Origin of the sequence: Prosthecodimorpha hirschii, assembly GCF_001305515.1 — a bacterium.
GTDB lineage: Bacteria > Pseudomonadota > Alphaproteobacteria > Rhizobiales > Ancalomicrobiaceae > Prosthecodimorpha > Prosthecodimorpha hirschii.
In genome coordinates this window covers 1,224,456-1,238,654 of record NZ_LJYW01000001.1, presented here as the reverse complement: position 1 = coordinate 1,238,654, position 14,199 = coordinate 1,224,456, and the positions used below count along the sequence as shown (strand labels likewise).

General features: G+C 69.9%; 17 protein-coding genes. 11 read left to right on the top strand and 6 right to left on the bottom strand.

Going from position 1 to position 14,199, the window contains the following annotated elements:
• Positions 1-2: 2 nt before the first annotated feature.
• A complete protein-coding gene (locus ABB55_RS05375; RefSeq protein WP_054357891.1) occupies positions 3-1,130 on the bottom strand; it encodes a flagellar basal body P-ring protein FlgI in 1,128 nt (375 codons plus the stop codon).
• 277 nt (positions 1,131-1,407) lie between these two features.
• On the opposite strand from ABB55_RS05375, the gene ABB55_RS05370 reads away from it, so the two are divergent.
• The 5 genes from ABB55_RS05370 (at position 1,408) to ABB55_RS05350 (ending at position 5,533) form a co-directional block, all read left to right on the top strand.
• On the top strand, positions 1,408-1,821 hold the full coding sequence (locus tag ABB55_RS05370) for a flagellar assembly protein FliX (protein WP_054357890.1): 414 nt from the start codon (positions 1,408-1,410) through the stop codon (positions 1,819-1,821).
• 229 nt (positions 1,822-2,050) lie between these two features.
• Positions 2,051-2,470, top strand: a complete 420-nt coding sequence (gene dksA / locus ABB55_RS05365; protein ID WP_276557212.1) for an RNA polymerase-binding protein DksA — start codon at positions 2,051-2,053, stop codon at positions 2,468-2,470.
• Positions 2,471-2,834: 364 nt separating this feature from the next.
• Positions 2,835-3,863 (top strand): ABC transporter substrate-binding protein, encoded by a 1,029-nt coding sequence (locus ABB55_RS05360; protein WP_054357889.1) that lies wholly within the window; start codon positions 2,835-2,837, stop codon positions 3,861-3,863.
• 43 nt (positions 3,864-3,906) lie between these two features.
• On the top strand, positions 3,907-4,674 hold the full coding sequence (locus ABB55_RS05355) for an ABC transporter ATP-binding protein (RefSeq protein WP_054357888.1): 768 nt from the start codon (positions 3,907-3,909) through the stop codon (positions 4,672-4,674).
• A complete protein-coding gene (locus ABB55_RS05350; protein WP_083463372.1) occupies positions 4,667-5,533 on the top strand; it encodes an ABC transporter permease in 867 nt (288 codons plus the stop codon). The genes ABB55_RS05355 and ABB55_RS05350 overlap by 8 nt, the downstream gene beginning before the upstream one ends.
• Positions 5,534-5,542: 9 nt before the next feature.
• Here ABB55_RS05350 and ABB55_RS05345 read toward each other — a convergent pair whose 3' ends face one another.
• Positions 5,543-6,445 carry a LysR family transcriptional regulator gene (locus tag ABB55_RS05345; RefSeq protein ID WP_054357887.1) on the bottom strand — a complete coding sequence of 301 codons (903 nt, stop codon included), beginning with the start codon at positions 6,443-6,445 and terminating at the stop codon, positions 5,543-5,545.
• Positions 6,446-6,606: 161 nt separating this feature from the next.
• Between ABB55_RS05345 and ABB55_RS05340 the strand changes: the two genes are divergently transcribed.
• Positions 6,607-6,822 carry a hypothetical protein gene (locus tag ABB55_RS05340; protein WP_054357886.1) on the top strand — a complete coding sequence of 72 codons (216 nt, stop codon included), beginning with the start codon at positions 6,607-6,609 and terminating at the stop codon, positions 6,820-6,822.
• A complete protein-coding gene (locus ABB55_RS05335) occupies positions 6,822-7,208 on the top strand; it encodes a tautomerase family protein (protein ID WP_054357885.1) in 387 nt (128 codons plus the stop codon). The genes ABB55_RS05340 and ABB55_RS05335 overlap by 1 nt, the downstream gene beginning before the upstream one ends.
• 219 nt (positions 7,209-7,427) lie before the next feature.
• On the opposite strand, the gene flgH is transcribed toward ABB55_RS05335, so the two are convergent.
• The 4 genes from flgH to flgF are packed head-to-tail and all read right to left on the bottom strand — an operon-like array spanning position 7,428 to position 10,700.
• Complete coding sequence (gene flgH, locus ABB55_RS05330; RefSeq protein WP_054357884.1) at positions 7,428-8,171, bottom strand: flagellar basal body L-ring protein FlgH; 744 nt, start codon at positions 8,169-8,171, stop codon at positions 7,428-7,430.
• Positions 8,168-9,154 carry a flagellar basal body P-ring formation chaperone FlgA gene (gene flgA, locus ABB55_RS31100; protein WP_054357883.1) on the bottom strand — a complete coding sequence of 329 codons (987 nt, stop codon included), beginning with the start codon at positions 9,152-9,154 and terminating at the stop codon, positions 8,168-8,170. Before flgA ends, flgH begins: the two co-directional genes overlap by 4 nt.
• Before the next feature lie 11 nt (positions 9,155-9,165).
• Entirely contained in the window at positions 9,166-9,951 is a 786-nt protein-coding gene (gene flgG, locus ABB55_RS05320) for a flagellar basal-body rod protein FlgG (protein ID WP_054357882.1), read from the bottom strand.
• Between the two features lie 14 nt (positions 9,952-9,965).
• Positions 9,966-10,700 carry a flagellar basal-body rod protein FlgF gene (flgF, locus tag ABB55_RS05315; RefSeq protein WP_054357881.1) on the bottom strand — a complete coding sequence of 245 codons (735 nt, stop codon included), beginning with the start codon at positions 10,698-10,700 and terminating at the stop codon, positions 9,966-9,968.
• Positions 10,701-11,131: 431 nt separating this feature from the next.
• Here flgF and ABB55_RS05310 point away from each other — a divergent pair, with 431 nt between their 5' ends.
• From ABB55_RS05310 to ABB55_RS30215, 4 genes are read left to right on the top strand one after another with little or no spacing between them, the layout of a single operon-like run.
• Entirely contained in the window at positions 11,132-11,653 is a 522-nt protein-coding gene (locus ABB55_RS05310; RefSeq protein WP_054357880.1) for a flagellar basal body-associated FliL family protein, read from the top strand.
• 6 nt (positions 11,654-11,659) lie between these two features.
• Positions 11,660-12,889: a flagellar motor switch protein FliM gene (fliM, locus tag ABB55_RS05305; protein ID WP_054357879.1), complete on the top strand. Its 1,230-nt coding sequence runs from the start codon at positions 11,660-11,662 to the stop codon at positions 12,887-12,889.
• Positions 12,886-13,413, top strand: coding sequence for a DUF6468 domain-containing protein (locus ABB55_RS30220; protein WP_054357878.1), 528 nt, complete (start codon positions 12,886-12,888; stop codon positions 13,411-13,413). Before fliM ends, ABB55_RS30220 begins: the two co-directional genes overlap by 4 nt.
• Positions 13,410-14,186: a MotE family protein gene (locus tag ABB55_RS30215; RefSeq protein WP_054357877.1), complete on the top strand. Its 777-nt coding sequence runs from the start codon at positions 13,410-13,412 to the stop codon at positions 14,184-14,186. Before ABB55_RS30220 ends, ABB55_RS30215 begins: the two co-directional genes overlap by 4 nt.
• The last annotated feature ends 13 nt before the right edge of the window (positions 14,187-14,199 follow it).

Genomic DNA, 14,199 nt, shown 5'->3' with positions numbered 1-14,199 from the left:
CATCAGATCACCTCGATTTCGGCCTGGAGGGCGCCGGCGGCCTTGATCGCATGCAGAATCGAGATCAGGTCGCGCGGACCGACCCCGAGGGCGTTGAGCCCGTCGACCAGTTCGCGCAGCGAGACGCTTTCCCGCACGATGCCGAGCCGGCGCTTGTCGTCGGTATTGACGGTGACCTGGGTGCGCGGGGTGACCACGGTCTGGCCCTGCGAGAAGGGGTTCGGCTGGCTGACCTGGGCATCCTCGGTGACCGTGACGGTCAGGTTGCCCTGCGCGATGGCGACGGTGGAGACGCGCACGTCCTGGCCCATCACGATGATGCCGGAGGCCTCGTCGACCACCACCTTGGCCGGCAGGTCGGGCTGCACGGCGAGCTGCTCGATGTCGGTGATCAGGTCGACGATGTTGCCGTTGAACTTCTGCGGCAGCGTGATGCGCACGTTGGACGGATCGGTCGGCTCGGCGACGGGCTGGCCGAGCAGGTCGTTGACCGCCTGCGCGATGCGCCGGGCTGTGGTGAAGTCCGGATTGCGCAGCGACAGGCGGACCGAGTTCATGGTCGCGAGCTTGAATTCGATCTCGCGCTCGACGATCGCCCCGGAGGCGATCCGGGCCGTGGTCGGGACGCCGCGGGTGACGCTGGCGCCGTCGCCCTTGGCGACGAAGCCGGAGACGGCGAGGGGCCCCTGTGCGATCGCGTAGACCTCGCCGTCGGCGCCGAGCAGCGGGGTGACCAGCAGTGTGCCGCCCTGCAGGCTCTTGGCGTCGCCGAGCGCGGACACGTTCACGTCGATGCGGCTGCCCTGGGTGGCGAAGGGCTGCAGGTTGGCGGTGACCATCACGGCGGCGACATTGGCGGTACGCAGGTTGGCGCCGCGTGTGTTCATGCCCAACCGTTCCAGCATGGCCTGCAGGGATTGCCGGGTGAAGGGCGCATTGTTGAGGCTGTCACCGGTGCCGTTGAGCCCGACCACCAGGCCGTAGCCGACCAACTGGTTCTCGCGCACGCCCTCGATCGAGGCCAGATCTTTGATTCGCGATGCCGCCGCCGCGGGCGCCGCGCCGCCCGGCAGGACGACCAGGCCGCACAGCAGGACGGCGGCAAGGCGCTTCAGGACGGTTCGCGGCATCGGACGAGGTCTCCCAGAGATTTCGCCCGAACACCTTGCGAGGTCCGTGCCAGACCGGCGGGGAGACGAAAACGTCCGTCTTTTCATGGATATGTCGCGCCCGAGCCATCGATCGAGGGCTCGCGGGACCGCTTCGTCACCGGCAGGAAGCGTCGCGGCCCGGCAAGTTCTGCCGGGTCGTTAAGCCTTCGTTAACCATGCCGGCGAATCCTCCGACCGGAGACGTCCGGACCGTGCAGGAATCGGATCTGCCGGATGCCGGCGATGGGGTGAGACGATGCGGATCGAGGGGCCGAACCGGACGGGGCTTGCGGCGGGGCCGGGCGCCTCCCGGAAGACCGGGGCGGGGACCGGCTTCGTGCTGCCCGAGGCGCAGACCCAGCGCGCCACCACGACGGCAGCGGCGACTGGCATCTACGATGTCGCCGCCCTGATGGCCCTGCAGGCGGTCGAGGTGCCGAACGAACGTCGGCGCAAGGCGGTCAAGCGCGGCTTCGCCATGCTCGACATCCTGGACGACATCCGCGTCGATCTCCTGTCCGGCGACATCGCGCCGGAGCGGCTGGAACGGCTTGCCGGCGTGCTCGGCGACCGGGCCGAGGCGGGCGAGGCCGAGGTCGATGCGCTGCTCGACGAGATCGAGCTGCGCGCCCGCGTGGAACTGGCCAAGCGCGGCCGTTTCCCGGAATAGGCCCGCGCGGGGCGATCCGGATCCCTGGCGGCAACGGCTGCCGACCGCAGCGCGGACCCGGCTTCATCACCGGCCATCTCGACAAAAGCTCCTAAGTCCGTGGATCGCCTTATTTTTGGGCGGTGGCGAATGTTCATGCGCGCGTCGTCGATGCGGCGTTGTATCCGGTCCGTACCGTGTCTATATTCCGCCCGCCTCGCGAGGGGGATCAATGGGAGACGCAAGACATATGGTGTCGATCGAGCTCGATGAGGATTACCGCCCGTCGGACGACGAGGCCTTCATGAACGATCGTCAGCGCGAGTATTTCCGCAAGAAGCTTAACGCCTGGAAGGATGATATCCTGAAGGAGTCCAAAGAGACTCTGCAGCATCTGGCCGATGAAAGCCAGAATCATCCCGACCTCGCCGACCGGGCCTCTTCGGAAACCGATCGTGCCATCGAACTGCGCGCCCGCGACCGGCAGCGCAAGCTGATCGCCAAGATTGACGCCGCGCTGAAGCGGCTCGACGACGGGACCTACGGCTATTGCGAGGAGACCGGCGAGCCGATCTCCCTGAAACGGCTCGATGCGCGCCCGATCGCGACACTGTCGATCGAGGCGCAGGAACGCCACGAACGGCGCGAGCGGGTCTACCGCGACGATTGATGCGATAGGGCTTCCGGGATCGGGATGCCGGGAGCCGAGAGACGTGAGACGCGAGACGGGGGCCGCGCCGAGGCGCCGGCAGCGTCCGCGCCCCGTGCGGGGCGGGCGGACGCAAGGCGCGCCGCCATGGGCGCGGCGGCGATTTCGCCGGCGGTCGGCCTGCGCTAGACTTGCCGCGGCCGCGTCGCCCCGGCGTGCCGGCCGCGGGCGGATGCTCGGCTCATGCGGCCGTCGCCGGTCGACGGCATTACCGCCGCCATGGCGGCACGGGTCGGCCCCGGTGGCGGCGCCGAGACAATCGCGGCCCGGCCAGTCTTTCGGCGGTCGGCCGAAATCAAGAACGAATATCGTGCGGGAGGCAGACATGGGCGGGATTTCGCGGCGCGGCTTCGCAGGACTGGGAGCCGCAGGGCTCGCCGCCATGGTGCTGCCCGGGCGGGCCGCGGCGGCCGACAAGGTTGCGGTCGGCGTGCTGCGCTTCGTCTCGTCGGGCGGCCTGTTCATCGCCAAGGAGCGCGGCTATTTCGCCGCCGAGGGCATCGAACCCGACCTGCAGTTCTTCGAGGCCGCGCAGCCGATCGCCGTCGCCATCGCGTCGGGCGATCTCCAGTTCGGGCTGACGGCGCTGACCGCCGGCACCTTCAATCTTGCCGCCAAGGGCGCGCTCAAGGTCGTCGCCTCGCAGGGCATGGAGAAGAAGGGCGTCAAGGGCAACGCGCTGATCGCCTCCAACGACGCCTATGCCAAGGGCTTCAACGCCTTCGAGAAGCTGCCCGGCACCACGATCGCGATCACCCAGGTCGGCTCCTCGTTCCACTACCAGATGGGCCAGATCGCCGCCGCCAAGGGCTTCGATCTCGCCAAGGTCGAGATGAAGCCGCTGCAGACCCTGCCCAACATGATGGCGGCGGTGAAGTCCAGCCAGGTCGACGGCGCGCTGATCGCCCCGCATCTCGCCCGCGGCATGATCGATCGCGGCGAGGCCAAGCTGATCGGCTGGTTCTCCGATTTGGCCCAATACCAGTTCGGCGCCCTGTTCGTGGCCACCAAGGTGGCGACCGGCAATCGCGACCTGACCGAACGCTTCGTGCGCGCCTACCAGAAGGGCATGGCCGACTATGCCGCCGCCTTCATGCGCGTCGACGCTGCCGGCGAACGCATCTTCGACGATGCCGCCAAGGCGACGGCGGCGTTGGTCGCCAAGCATGTCTATCCGTCCGAAGCCGCCGAAACGGCGGCCCCGAAGGTGTTCGCCTCCGCGGTCGCGGTCGACGAGCGGGCGCGGGTCGATCTCGCCGATCTGGAGCGGCAGGTCGCCTGGATGAAGACCGAGAAGCTGGTCGGCGCCGACGTGGACGCGAAGGGCTTCGTCGACATCTCCTTCGCCAAGTGAGGCGGGCCGGGTCAGGGCGCAGGGGCACGGGGCGGGCGGACCGATGGATCTGATCGCGACCGGCCTCGGCCATGCCTATGACGGCCTGACCGTGCTCGACGACATCTCGCTGACGGTGGCGAGCGGCGAGATCGTCGCCCTGCTCGGCCCGTCCGGCTGCGGGAAGTCGACGCTGCTCAGGATGCTCGGCGGGCTCGAGCGACCCGCGACCGGCCGCGTCGAGATGCGGGGTGCGCCGCCGGCCGCCTCGCTCAATCCGCTCACCTACGTGTTCCAGGATTTCGCGCTGGTGCCCTGGCGCACCGTCGCCGGCAATGTGGCGCTGCCGCTCGAACATCACCGGCTCGGTGCCGACGAGCGCGCGCGGCGGGTCGCCGAGGCCCTGGCGCGGGTCGGATTGTCCGATTTCGCAGGAGCCTATCCGCGCCAGCTGTCCGGCGGCATGAAGCAGCGCACCGCCATCGCGCGCGCCTTCGCGGTCGAGCCGGCGGTGCTCCTGATGGACGAGCCGCTGTCCGCGCTCGACGCCCAGACGCGCGACCTGCTGATCGAGGACCTGGTCCGGCTGTGGACCGAGACCCGCTTCACCGCCGTCTACGTCACCCACAATGTCGCCGAGGCCGTGCGGCTCGGCCACCGGGTGGTGGTCCTGTCGCGCCGGCCGGGCCGTATCCGCGCCATCGTCGAGATCGCCGAGCCGCTCGACCGGCGCCGCGAGGGTTCGCCGGCGCTCGGCGCGGCACGCGAACAGATCTGGGATCTGGTGCGCGGCGAGGCCGCGGCGGCCGACCGGGAGATGGTCCATGGCTGAGCCGGCCGTCCCGCCCGCCGAAGGCACGACCGATCGGGCCTATCCCCCGGCTACGGCGTCCCCGTCCGGCGCGCCGATCCGGCCGGTGCCGTTCCGCGGCGGCGGCTTCGCGCCGCGCAGCCTGCGCTTCGGCGCGCCGGCGACCTTTCTCGGCCTGCTCGGCCTGTGGTGGGCGGCGACGCAGTATGGCTGGGTCAGCCCGCTGGCGCTGCCGAAGCCCGAGGAGGTCGGCCGCGCCTTCCTGGATCTCGCGACGTCCGGGCTGCTCTGGCAGCATCTGGCCGCCTCGCTGTGGCGGCTCGGCCTCGGCTGGGTGATCGGCGCGGCGGCCGGCACGGTGGTCGGCTTCGCCATCGGACTGTCGTCGCTCGCCCGCTCGACGGCGCTGCCGATGGTCTCGGCCATGTTCCCGGTGCCGAAGATCGCGCTGTTGCCGCTGTTCATCCTCTGGCTCGGCATCGGCGAGGTGTCCAAGGTCGCCACCATCGCCTTCGGGGTGTTCTCGCCGATGGCCATCGCGGCCTTCGGCGGCGTCGACGGGGTCGACCGCAACCTCGTCCGCATGGCGCAGAGCTTCGGCATGCCGACCCGCGCCATCGTGCTCAAGATCGTGCTGCCCGGCGCCATGCCGGCGCTGCTCTCCGGCGCGCGCATCTCCGCCTCGATCGGCATCATCCTGCTGACCGCCGCCGAGATGATCGGCGCGCGCTACGGCATCGGCGCGCTGGTCCTCTCCGCCGGCAACCTGATGGCGACCGACCAGCTCGTCGCCGGCGTCCTGGTGCTCTCGGCCATGGGACTGACGGTCTCGAAGGGGATCGCGGCGATCGAGAAGCGGGTCCTGCGCTGGCGCGCGTGAGCCGCGGCTTCAGGTCCGGGCATCGAGGCGGGCGGCGAGGAAGTCGACCAGCGCGCGCACGCGCGGCAGGGATTGCCGGCCGGGCGGCATCAGGGCGGTGATCGGCACCGGCTCCGGGACATGGTGCTCGACCAGCAGCGGCACCAGCCGGCCGGCGGCGAGGTCGTCCTCGATCATGAAGGCGGCCAGCCGGGCGATGCCGAGGCCGGCGAGCACCATGTCGCGCAGCACGTCGGCGCTGTCGCAGGTGATCGCGCCGGAGACCTTCAGCGGCACGATGCGGCCGTCGATGCGCATCGGCCATTCGGCCAGCCGGGCATAGCCGGTCAGCCGCAGGCAGATATGGGCGGCGAGCTCGGCCGGCACTACGGGCGCACCGTGCCGGGCGAGATAGGCCGGCGCGGCGCAGACGACGCGGGTCGAGGTCGCCAGCGTGCGGGCGATCAGGCTGGAATCGCCGAGCGGGCCGGTGCGGATGGCGACATCGATCTGCTCGCCGATGATGTCGACGCGACGGTCGGCGACGGCGAGATCGAGTGCGATCTCGGGATAGAGCGCGTGGAAATCGGGGAGCAGCGGCACCAGCCGGTGCTTGGCGAAGGCCGTGCCGGTGGTCACCCGGACGAGGCCGCGCGGACGGCCGCGCGCCGCCATCACTTCGGCTTCGGCGGCGGCGACCGCGGCGACGATGTCGCGACCGCGCGCCAGCAGGGTCTCGCCCTCCGGCGTCAGCACGAGCCGGCGCGTGGTGCGCTCGATCAGGCGCACGCCGAGCCGGTCCTCCAGCCGCGACACGATCTTGGACACAGCCGAGGCGGTCAGCCCGCGATCGGCCGCCGCGGCGGCGAAGCTGCCGAGGTCGATGACCCGCACGAAGGTGGCCAGTTCGTCGGTCGGCGTGCCCTTATTCATGAATTTCCGTCAGCAGAGATGGCGCCTGATCGCGAATTATACGCCGTTCAGGATCGAATAGCATCCTGCCATTCCGGCCCGCGCCGGCGGGACCGCACATCCGGTGCAGTCCGGGCGCCCGGCCGAGGGCGTTGCGGCGCCGGCTGTTGCGGAGAACCACCATGCACGATGCGATTCACAATGCCTTCGAGCCGCCGGCGGCGACGCCGGCCGACTATCCGCGGCTCCGGCGGCAGGCGGAGGCCGAGCGGGCGGCCGCGATCGGGGCCGCGTTCGGCGGTCTCCTGCGGCGCCTCGCCGGTCCGCGGCAGACCCGCCGGCCGCGCCCGGCGCGGGACCGCGGCCTCGAAATCTCGCTGACGGCCGGGAGGCTCTGATGCCGCTCGTCCGCATCGACGTGCCGGAAGCGCTCGCGGCCGGGCGCGTCCGGGGCTTGGCCGATGCCGTCCATCAGGCGCTGGTCGCCACCGCCGGGGTGCCGGAGGCCGATCGGTTTCACGTCGTCGCCCGCCACGCCGCCGATGGCCTGACGATCGATCCGACCTATCTCGGCGTCGAACGCAGCGCCGAGGCCGCGATCGTCACGATCACGTTCCGGCGCGGCCGGACCGACGACCAGAAACGCGCGCTCTACCGCGCCATCGCGGACGGTGCCGCGGAACGCGCCGGCCTGCGGCCGCAGGACGTGATGGTGGTCGTCATCGAGAACGGCCCCGCCGACTGGTCCTTCGGCGACGGCCTCGCCCAGTATGCGCCCGGCTGAGGCCGGCGAAGTCCGGCGACCGGGACCTCCGGTGCGGGACGGGATGGCGGAGACGAGACGGGAGGCGCGGGTCCCGGGGCGGACCCGCGCCTCGTTGGCACGCCGGCCGGGTGGGGAGTCCCGGGGGGATCCGGCGCGTTCGGGGGGGACGGCCGCTGGCGGGGCCGTCCCATTGCTGTCTGGGGAGACGGGGCCGGCTGCGTGCCGGCCGGGGTCGCGTCAGAAGGGCAGCAGGATGTCCATCACCTGATTGCCGAGGCGCGGCTGCTGCACGTCGGTGATCTGGCCGCGGCCGCCATAGGCGATGCGGGCTTCGGCGATCTTGGTGGAATCGATCGTGTTGTCGGCGGCGATGTCCTCCGGCCGGATGATCCCGGCGACGATCAGCTCGCGCACCTCGAAATTGACCCGCACCTCCTGCTTGCCCTCGATGACCATGTTGCCGTTCGGCAGGACCTGGGTGACGACGGTGGCGACATTGGTGGCCAGCGTCTCGGAGCGGTTGACCGAGCCCTTGCCGTCGGACGCGGAGCTCGACGTGTCGCCGACCAGGGCGGCGGGCGTGGTCGTGCTGTTGCTCGGAATGACCTTCTGGATCGCATCCGCCGGCAGGCCGGTCAGGCCGACATTCTCGCTATGCGTGCGCGAGCGCTTGGTCTCGTTGTCGATCTCGGCCTTGTCGCCGATGGTCACCTTGACGGTCAGGATATCGCCGACGCGGGCGGCGCGCTGATCCTTGAAGAAGGCGCGCGAGCCGGAGCGCCAGAGCGAATTCGGCGCATAGGCGGCGACCTGCGGCTCCGGCATCGGCATGCTGACCGGCTTGTAGCCGGTCGCCGCGGTCGGGTCCTTGATCGCGCTGAGCTTCGGCTGCTCACCGACATTGGCGAGCCGGTCGACGGTCGAGCAGCCGGCCAGCAGCGTCGTGCCGAGGAGCAGGATGGCGAGCGGGGACGTGTTCACGGCTTGGGACCTCCGGCGAGACTGGCGACCGGCGTGCGGCCGCCGATGGTGACCCGGCCCTGTCCGGTGACGACGCCGATCACGCTACGCTTGGACTGCTGATTGAGCACGCTGACGGTCTGGCCGAGGGCGCCGGGCTCCAGCGCCTGGCCGCGCGCGGTCAGGATCAGGCCTGGGCTCTCGAACACGATCGCGACGGTCTCGCCGCGCTGGACGAGGACCGGCTTGGTGAAGTCGGAGGCGACGATCGGCTGCCCGGCCCGCAACTGGCGGCGGGCGGCGAGGCCGGCGATCTCCTCCGGGGCGATCGGCCTGACCGCACCGGCCTGGCGCTTCGGCACCCGGTCGACGATCAGATCGTCGGCGGTGACGACCTCGCCGCGCACCACGGGCCGGGCGAGCGTCAGGATGTCGACCACCTCCACGGCGGCGCCGCGCAGCCGGATGCGGTCCTGGCTGCCGCCGCGGTCGAGCAGCAGCAGCGCCTCGAACCGGTCCTGGCCGGGCAGCAGGCTGATGCTGGCGACGCGGATCGGGGTTGCGGAGCGCTGGTCGGCGAGCCGCGGCTCGAGCGGGGCGTCGAAGGTGATCTGGAGGCTGTCGACACCGGCAACGTTCATCTGGCGGGCGACCGCCGCACCGACCAGGCGCTGGATCTCGCCGGCCCCGATCTCGCGGGCGCTGCGGGTGACCGAGATCTCGACCAGATTGCCCTCGGTGGCGTCGGTCAGCCCGGCGGCGCGCGCTTCCGCGATGACCCGCCAGGCCGGCACGGTGCCGGTGGTGCCGAGGTCGGGCGCCCGGAAGATGGCCCGGTCGGCGAGCGCGCCGGCATCGTCGAAGAAGTCGCCGATGGTGACGAGGTCGGCGCCGACGGTGACGCTCGCGCGCAGCACCGGCCGGGCGTCGGCGCCGGTCGCCACAAGCGCGAGCGCGAGTGCGGCCGCGGCGCGGGACTTGAGGAAGGCGGGGCGGGCGGTCATGGCTCAGCCTGTCACTTGAACTGGATGGTGGCCGACATCATTTCGTCGGCCGCACGGATGACGCGCGAATTCATCTCGTAGGCGCGCTGCGCGGCGATCAGGTCGGAGATCTCCGAGACCGGATTGACGTTGGCGATTTCGAGATGGTTCTGGAGCAGCTGCCCGTAGGCCTCGTCGCCCGGATTGGCGAGCTGGGCGGCACCGGAGGAGGCGGTTTCCAGATAGAGGTTGTCGCCGATCGCCTCGAGGCCGGTCTTGTTGACGAAGCGGGCGATCTGGATCTGGCCGAGCACCGTCGCAGTGGTGGCGGTGCCGACGACGGCCGAGACCGCGCCCTGCGGGCTGATGGTCAGGCCGGTGGCGTTGACCGGCACGGTGATCGCCGGATCGAGCGTGTAGCCGTTGGCGGTGACGATCTGCCCGGTCGCATCGCGCTCGAAGGAACCGTCGCGGGTATAGGCGGTGCGGCCGTCCGGCAGCAGGATGCGGAAGAACCCTTCGCCGCGGATGGCGATGTCGAGTTCCTTCTCGGTCGATTCGACCGTGCCCTGGGACATGATGCGCGGGGTCGCGGCGGTGCGCACGCCCGAGCCGATCTGTACGCCGGTCGGCAGCACGTTGCCGGCGTCGGAGGCCTGCGAGCCGACTTGGCGCAGGTTCTGGTAGAGCAGATCCTGGAAGTCGGCCCGCTGGCGCTTGAAGCCGGTCGTGCGCATGTTGGCGATGTTGTTCGAGATGAGCTCGACGTTGAGCTCCTGCGCCATCATGCCGGAGGCTGCGATATGGAGAGCCTTCATGGGTCAGACCCTCCTCAGTTGACGGTGGCGAGCTTTTCGATCGCGTTGCGGCGCAGGTCGTTGGCGTCCTGCATCCACTTCGCGACCGACTCGTAGGCGCGGCCGACCGCGATCATCCGCGTCAGCTCGACGACCGCGCGGACGTTGGATTTCTCGATCTGTCCCTGGACCACGCGCGGCAGCGTCGCCGGCTGGGGATTCTGGCCCTCGAACAGCGTCTCGCCGATCTTCTTGAGCTCGCCCGGATTGGCGAAGTCGACCACGCGCAGCTTGCCGCGGACGCCCTGGTTGGTGGAGATCGTGCCGTCGGCGGCGATCGTCGGGGTCTGCTCGTTCGGAGCGAGCGTCAGCGGCCCGGCATCGGTCAGCACGGTGTCGCCGTCGCGGGTGACGAGCCGGCCCTCGTTGTTGATGGCGAAGGAACCGTTGCGGGTGAAGCGCTCGCCCTGGGCGGTCTGGACGACGAACCAGCCCTTGCCGTCGAGGGCGAGGTCGGTCGGATTGCCGGTCTGCATCATCTGGCCGGGCTGGAAGTCGTAGAGATTGGCGTCGTCGATGACGAAGCTGATCGGCCGGTCGGGCGTCAGGAAGCTGTCGGCGCTGGCCTGGGGCTGACGGGTCTCCTCCAAGAGCAGGGTCTGCGCCTTGAAGCCGTTGGTGTTGACGTTGGCGATGTTGTTGGCGATCAGGTCGAGCTGCCGCTGCAGCGTGGCCTGACGCGCCAGCCCGACGAGCTGCGCATTTTCCATTTCGGTCTTCCCCGGCGACCGCTCCCCGGCTCCCCAGCCTGGGCGGTCGGCATGGTTAATGCGAAGACCGTGCCAGACACGGAACCCAATGAAATCAGAGCGTTGAGATTGGGGCGCCGGGCCGCGGGCAGTTTCTGCCGGGCCAGGCCCCGTCGACCGAGAAGAGTTTGCCGCTGCGGTTCGGCGTCCCTCGCGCGGGCGCGCGCAGGCGACGCGGCGCGCGGGGATCTCTTGCCAAACCGTTAATCTTTACGACCCGTTAACCATTCCTAAGCAAGAGTTGACGGTGCAGGATCGATGGGCATTCCCGCCCATAGAGCCGCATGCGTGCCGGTTTTGGGCCGATGCGCGGGCGGCCCGACACGCAAAGGTGGGGCGTGGCCGGCAGGCGTCCGTTCGGACGCAGGGCGGGCACTTCCCGAGGAGCCCTGATGGCCAAGAAGCCGACGCAGAAGGACGAGGCGGAAAAGCCCGCCGACGGCGATGCCGCCAAGGCCAAGAAGAAGAAAATGATCCTGATCGGCGCGGTCGGCGCGGTGGTGCTGGTCGGCGGCGGTGGGGCCGGGGCCTATTTCATGGGGATGTTCGGCGGCAAGGGCGGCGGTGGCGCCCATGGCGACGCCGGCGGCCATGGCGCGCCGCAGAAGGACGTGATGTTCGTCGAACTGCCGGAGATGACCGTCAATCTCTCGACGGTCGACCAGCGCGCCACCTATCTCAAGGTCCGGATCGCGCTCGAGGTCACCGACAAGACGGTCGCCGGCAAGATCCAGCCGGTGCTGCCGCGCGTGCTCGACGCCTTCCAGGTGTACTTGCGCGAACTCAGGACCTCCGATCTCGACGGCTCGGCCGGGCTCTTCCGCGTCAAGGAGGAACTCGCCAAGCGCGTCAACGTGGCGATCTATCCCTCCAAGATCGACGCCGTCCTGTTCAAGGAAATCATCATCCAGTAGGGCGCCATGGCGGGACCGGAAGAAGACGATCTCGACGATATCGACGCCGCCTGGGGGGCGGCGCTCGCCGAGCAGAAGGGCGAGGACGGCGGCGACGATCTCGCGGCCGAATGGGGCGCCGCGCTCGCCGAGCAGGGCGTCGAGGGCGCCGACGACATGGCCGCCCACTGGGGCGCGCTGCTCGACGACGGAGACGCCGACCTCGACCAGGCGACCCGCGGCGGCGACCGCATCCTGAACCAGGAGGAGATCGACAACCTCCTCGGCTTCAACCTGGACGGCCAGATCGCGGGCGACCAGTCGGGCATCCGCGCGCTGATCAACTCGGCGATGGTCTCCTACGAGCGTCTGCCGATGCTCGAAATCGTGTTCGACCGGCTGGTCCGGCTGACCACGACCTCGCTGCGCAACTTCACGTCCGACAATGTCGAAGTCTCGCTCGACAGCATCACCTCGGTCCGCTTCGGCGACTACCTGAACTCGATCCCGCTGCCGGCGATCCTGGGCGTGTTCAAGGCCGAGGAATGGGACAATTTCGGCCTGGTGACGGTCGATTCCAGCCTGATCTACTCGATCATCGACGTCCTCCTCGGCGGCGGGCGCGGCACGACGCCGATCCGGATCGAGGGCCGGCCCTATACGACGATCGAGACCAACCTTGTCCGGCGCATGATCGAGATCGTGCTGTCCGACGCCGAGGCGGCCTTCGCGCCCTTGTCGCCGGTGCGCTTCAACCTGGAGCGGCTGGAGACCAACCCGCGCTTCGCGGCCGTGTCGCGGCCGGCCAATGCGGCGATCCTGGCCGAGTTCCGGATCGACATGGAGGACCGCGGCGGCAAGATCGAGGTGCTGATCCCCTACGCCACCCTGGAGCCGATCCGCGAACTTCTGCTCCAGATGTTCATGGGCGAGAAGTTCGGCCGCGATCCGATCTGGGAGGGCCATCTCGCCACCGAGATCTATGCCGCCGACATCGCGGTCGACGCGGTGCTGTTCGAACGCGATCTCCCGCTCCGACAGGTGCTCGATCTCGAAGTCGGCCAGACGCTGGTCTTCGACGTGGGACCGCAGGACCCGGTCACCATCACCTGCGGCGGCGTCGTCCTGACCGAAGGCCAGATGGGCCGGGTCGGCGAGAACATCTCGGTCCGCGTCGCGCGCAATCTGAAACGCCCCAAAATGACCCTGGCCGCCTTCGAGAAGGCCGCCTCGCAGAAGGACATGCAGCCATCATGACCGGCAGCTGGATCAGTATCGCCATCGAAGTCGTGGTCGCGGTTCTGCTTTCGATCACGATCGGCTATTGCGTTCTGCTCAACACCCGCCTCAAGCGGCTGCGGGCCGACGAGACGCAGCTCAGGGCCACCATCGGCGAACTGGTGCGGGTCACCGAGGTCGCCGAGCGGGCGATCGGGGGCCTGCGCGAGGCCGCGACCGAATGCGACCGCACGCTCGCCAAGCGCGTGCGCGAGGCCGAGTATTTCTCGGTCGAGATCGCGCGCGAGATCGGCGAGGGCAGTCAGGTGCTCGAGCGCATCATGCAGATCACCCGCACCGCGCGCGCGACCGCCGCCGCCGAGCCGGCGCCGCCCTCCGGCGGAACGGCCCTGCCCGAGGCACAGGCGCCCGACGTGGCGCCGCCGTCGGCTGCCGATGCCGCCGCCGCGCGCCCGCGCATGTCCGAGCTCAAGGCCAAGTTCGCCCAGTCCGCAGAACGGCTGGCGAGCCTGCGCCGCGACATGGACGGTCGGGCGGCATGAACCAGCCCCGCCTCATCCCCCTGGTGGTCTTCGCCGCCGCGGTCCTGCTGGCGCTGAAGGGGATCCACCTCGCCAGCGCCGGCGGTCCGCAGCCGGCGAAGCCGCCGGCGTCCCGGAACCTGCCCAGTGCGGCGGAACTGTTCAAGGACGTGACGCCGGACCCGATCATCACAGGATCGGGTTCGGGCGGCGGGCATGGCGGGGGCGACGGTCCGCCGGAACTGCAGACGCCGCTCTCCAAGGCGGCCGAAACCGCGCGCTCGCGCGTCGAGATCACCACCGAACGCCCGCCCGAGGCCAAGCCCATCGGCGGCAGCGAGCTCCTGTCCGAGATCACCATCCTGGAGAAGCTCGCCGAGCGGCGGAAGCTCCTGGAACAGCGCGAGCGCGAACTCGAGGCGCGCGAGAACCTGCTCAAGGCGACCGAGGGCAAGATCGAGAAGCGGATCGACGATCTGAAGACCATCGAGGAGAAGGTCGGTGCCGGCGCCGCCGCCAAGGAGGACGAGAAGGGCAAGGAGATCACCGATCTGGTCAAGATGTACGAGTCCATGAAGGCCAAGGACGCCGCACGGGTCTTCGACCGGCTCGACACCAAACTGCTCGTCGATATCGCCCGCCAGATGAATCCGAAGAAGCTCGGCGACGTGGTCTCCAAGATGAGCCCCGATGCGGCCGAGAAGCTGACCGTGGAACTCGCCAACCGCAAGGGCCGCGATCCGGGGCCGTCGCCGGCCCGGGAACTGCCGAAAATCGAGGGCAAGGGCGGCTGAGTCGGAGATTGAC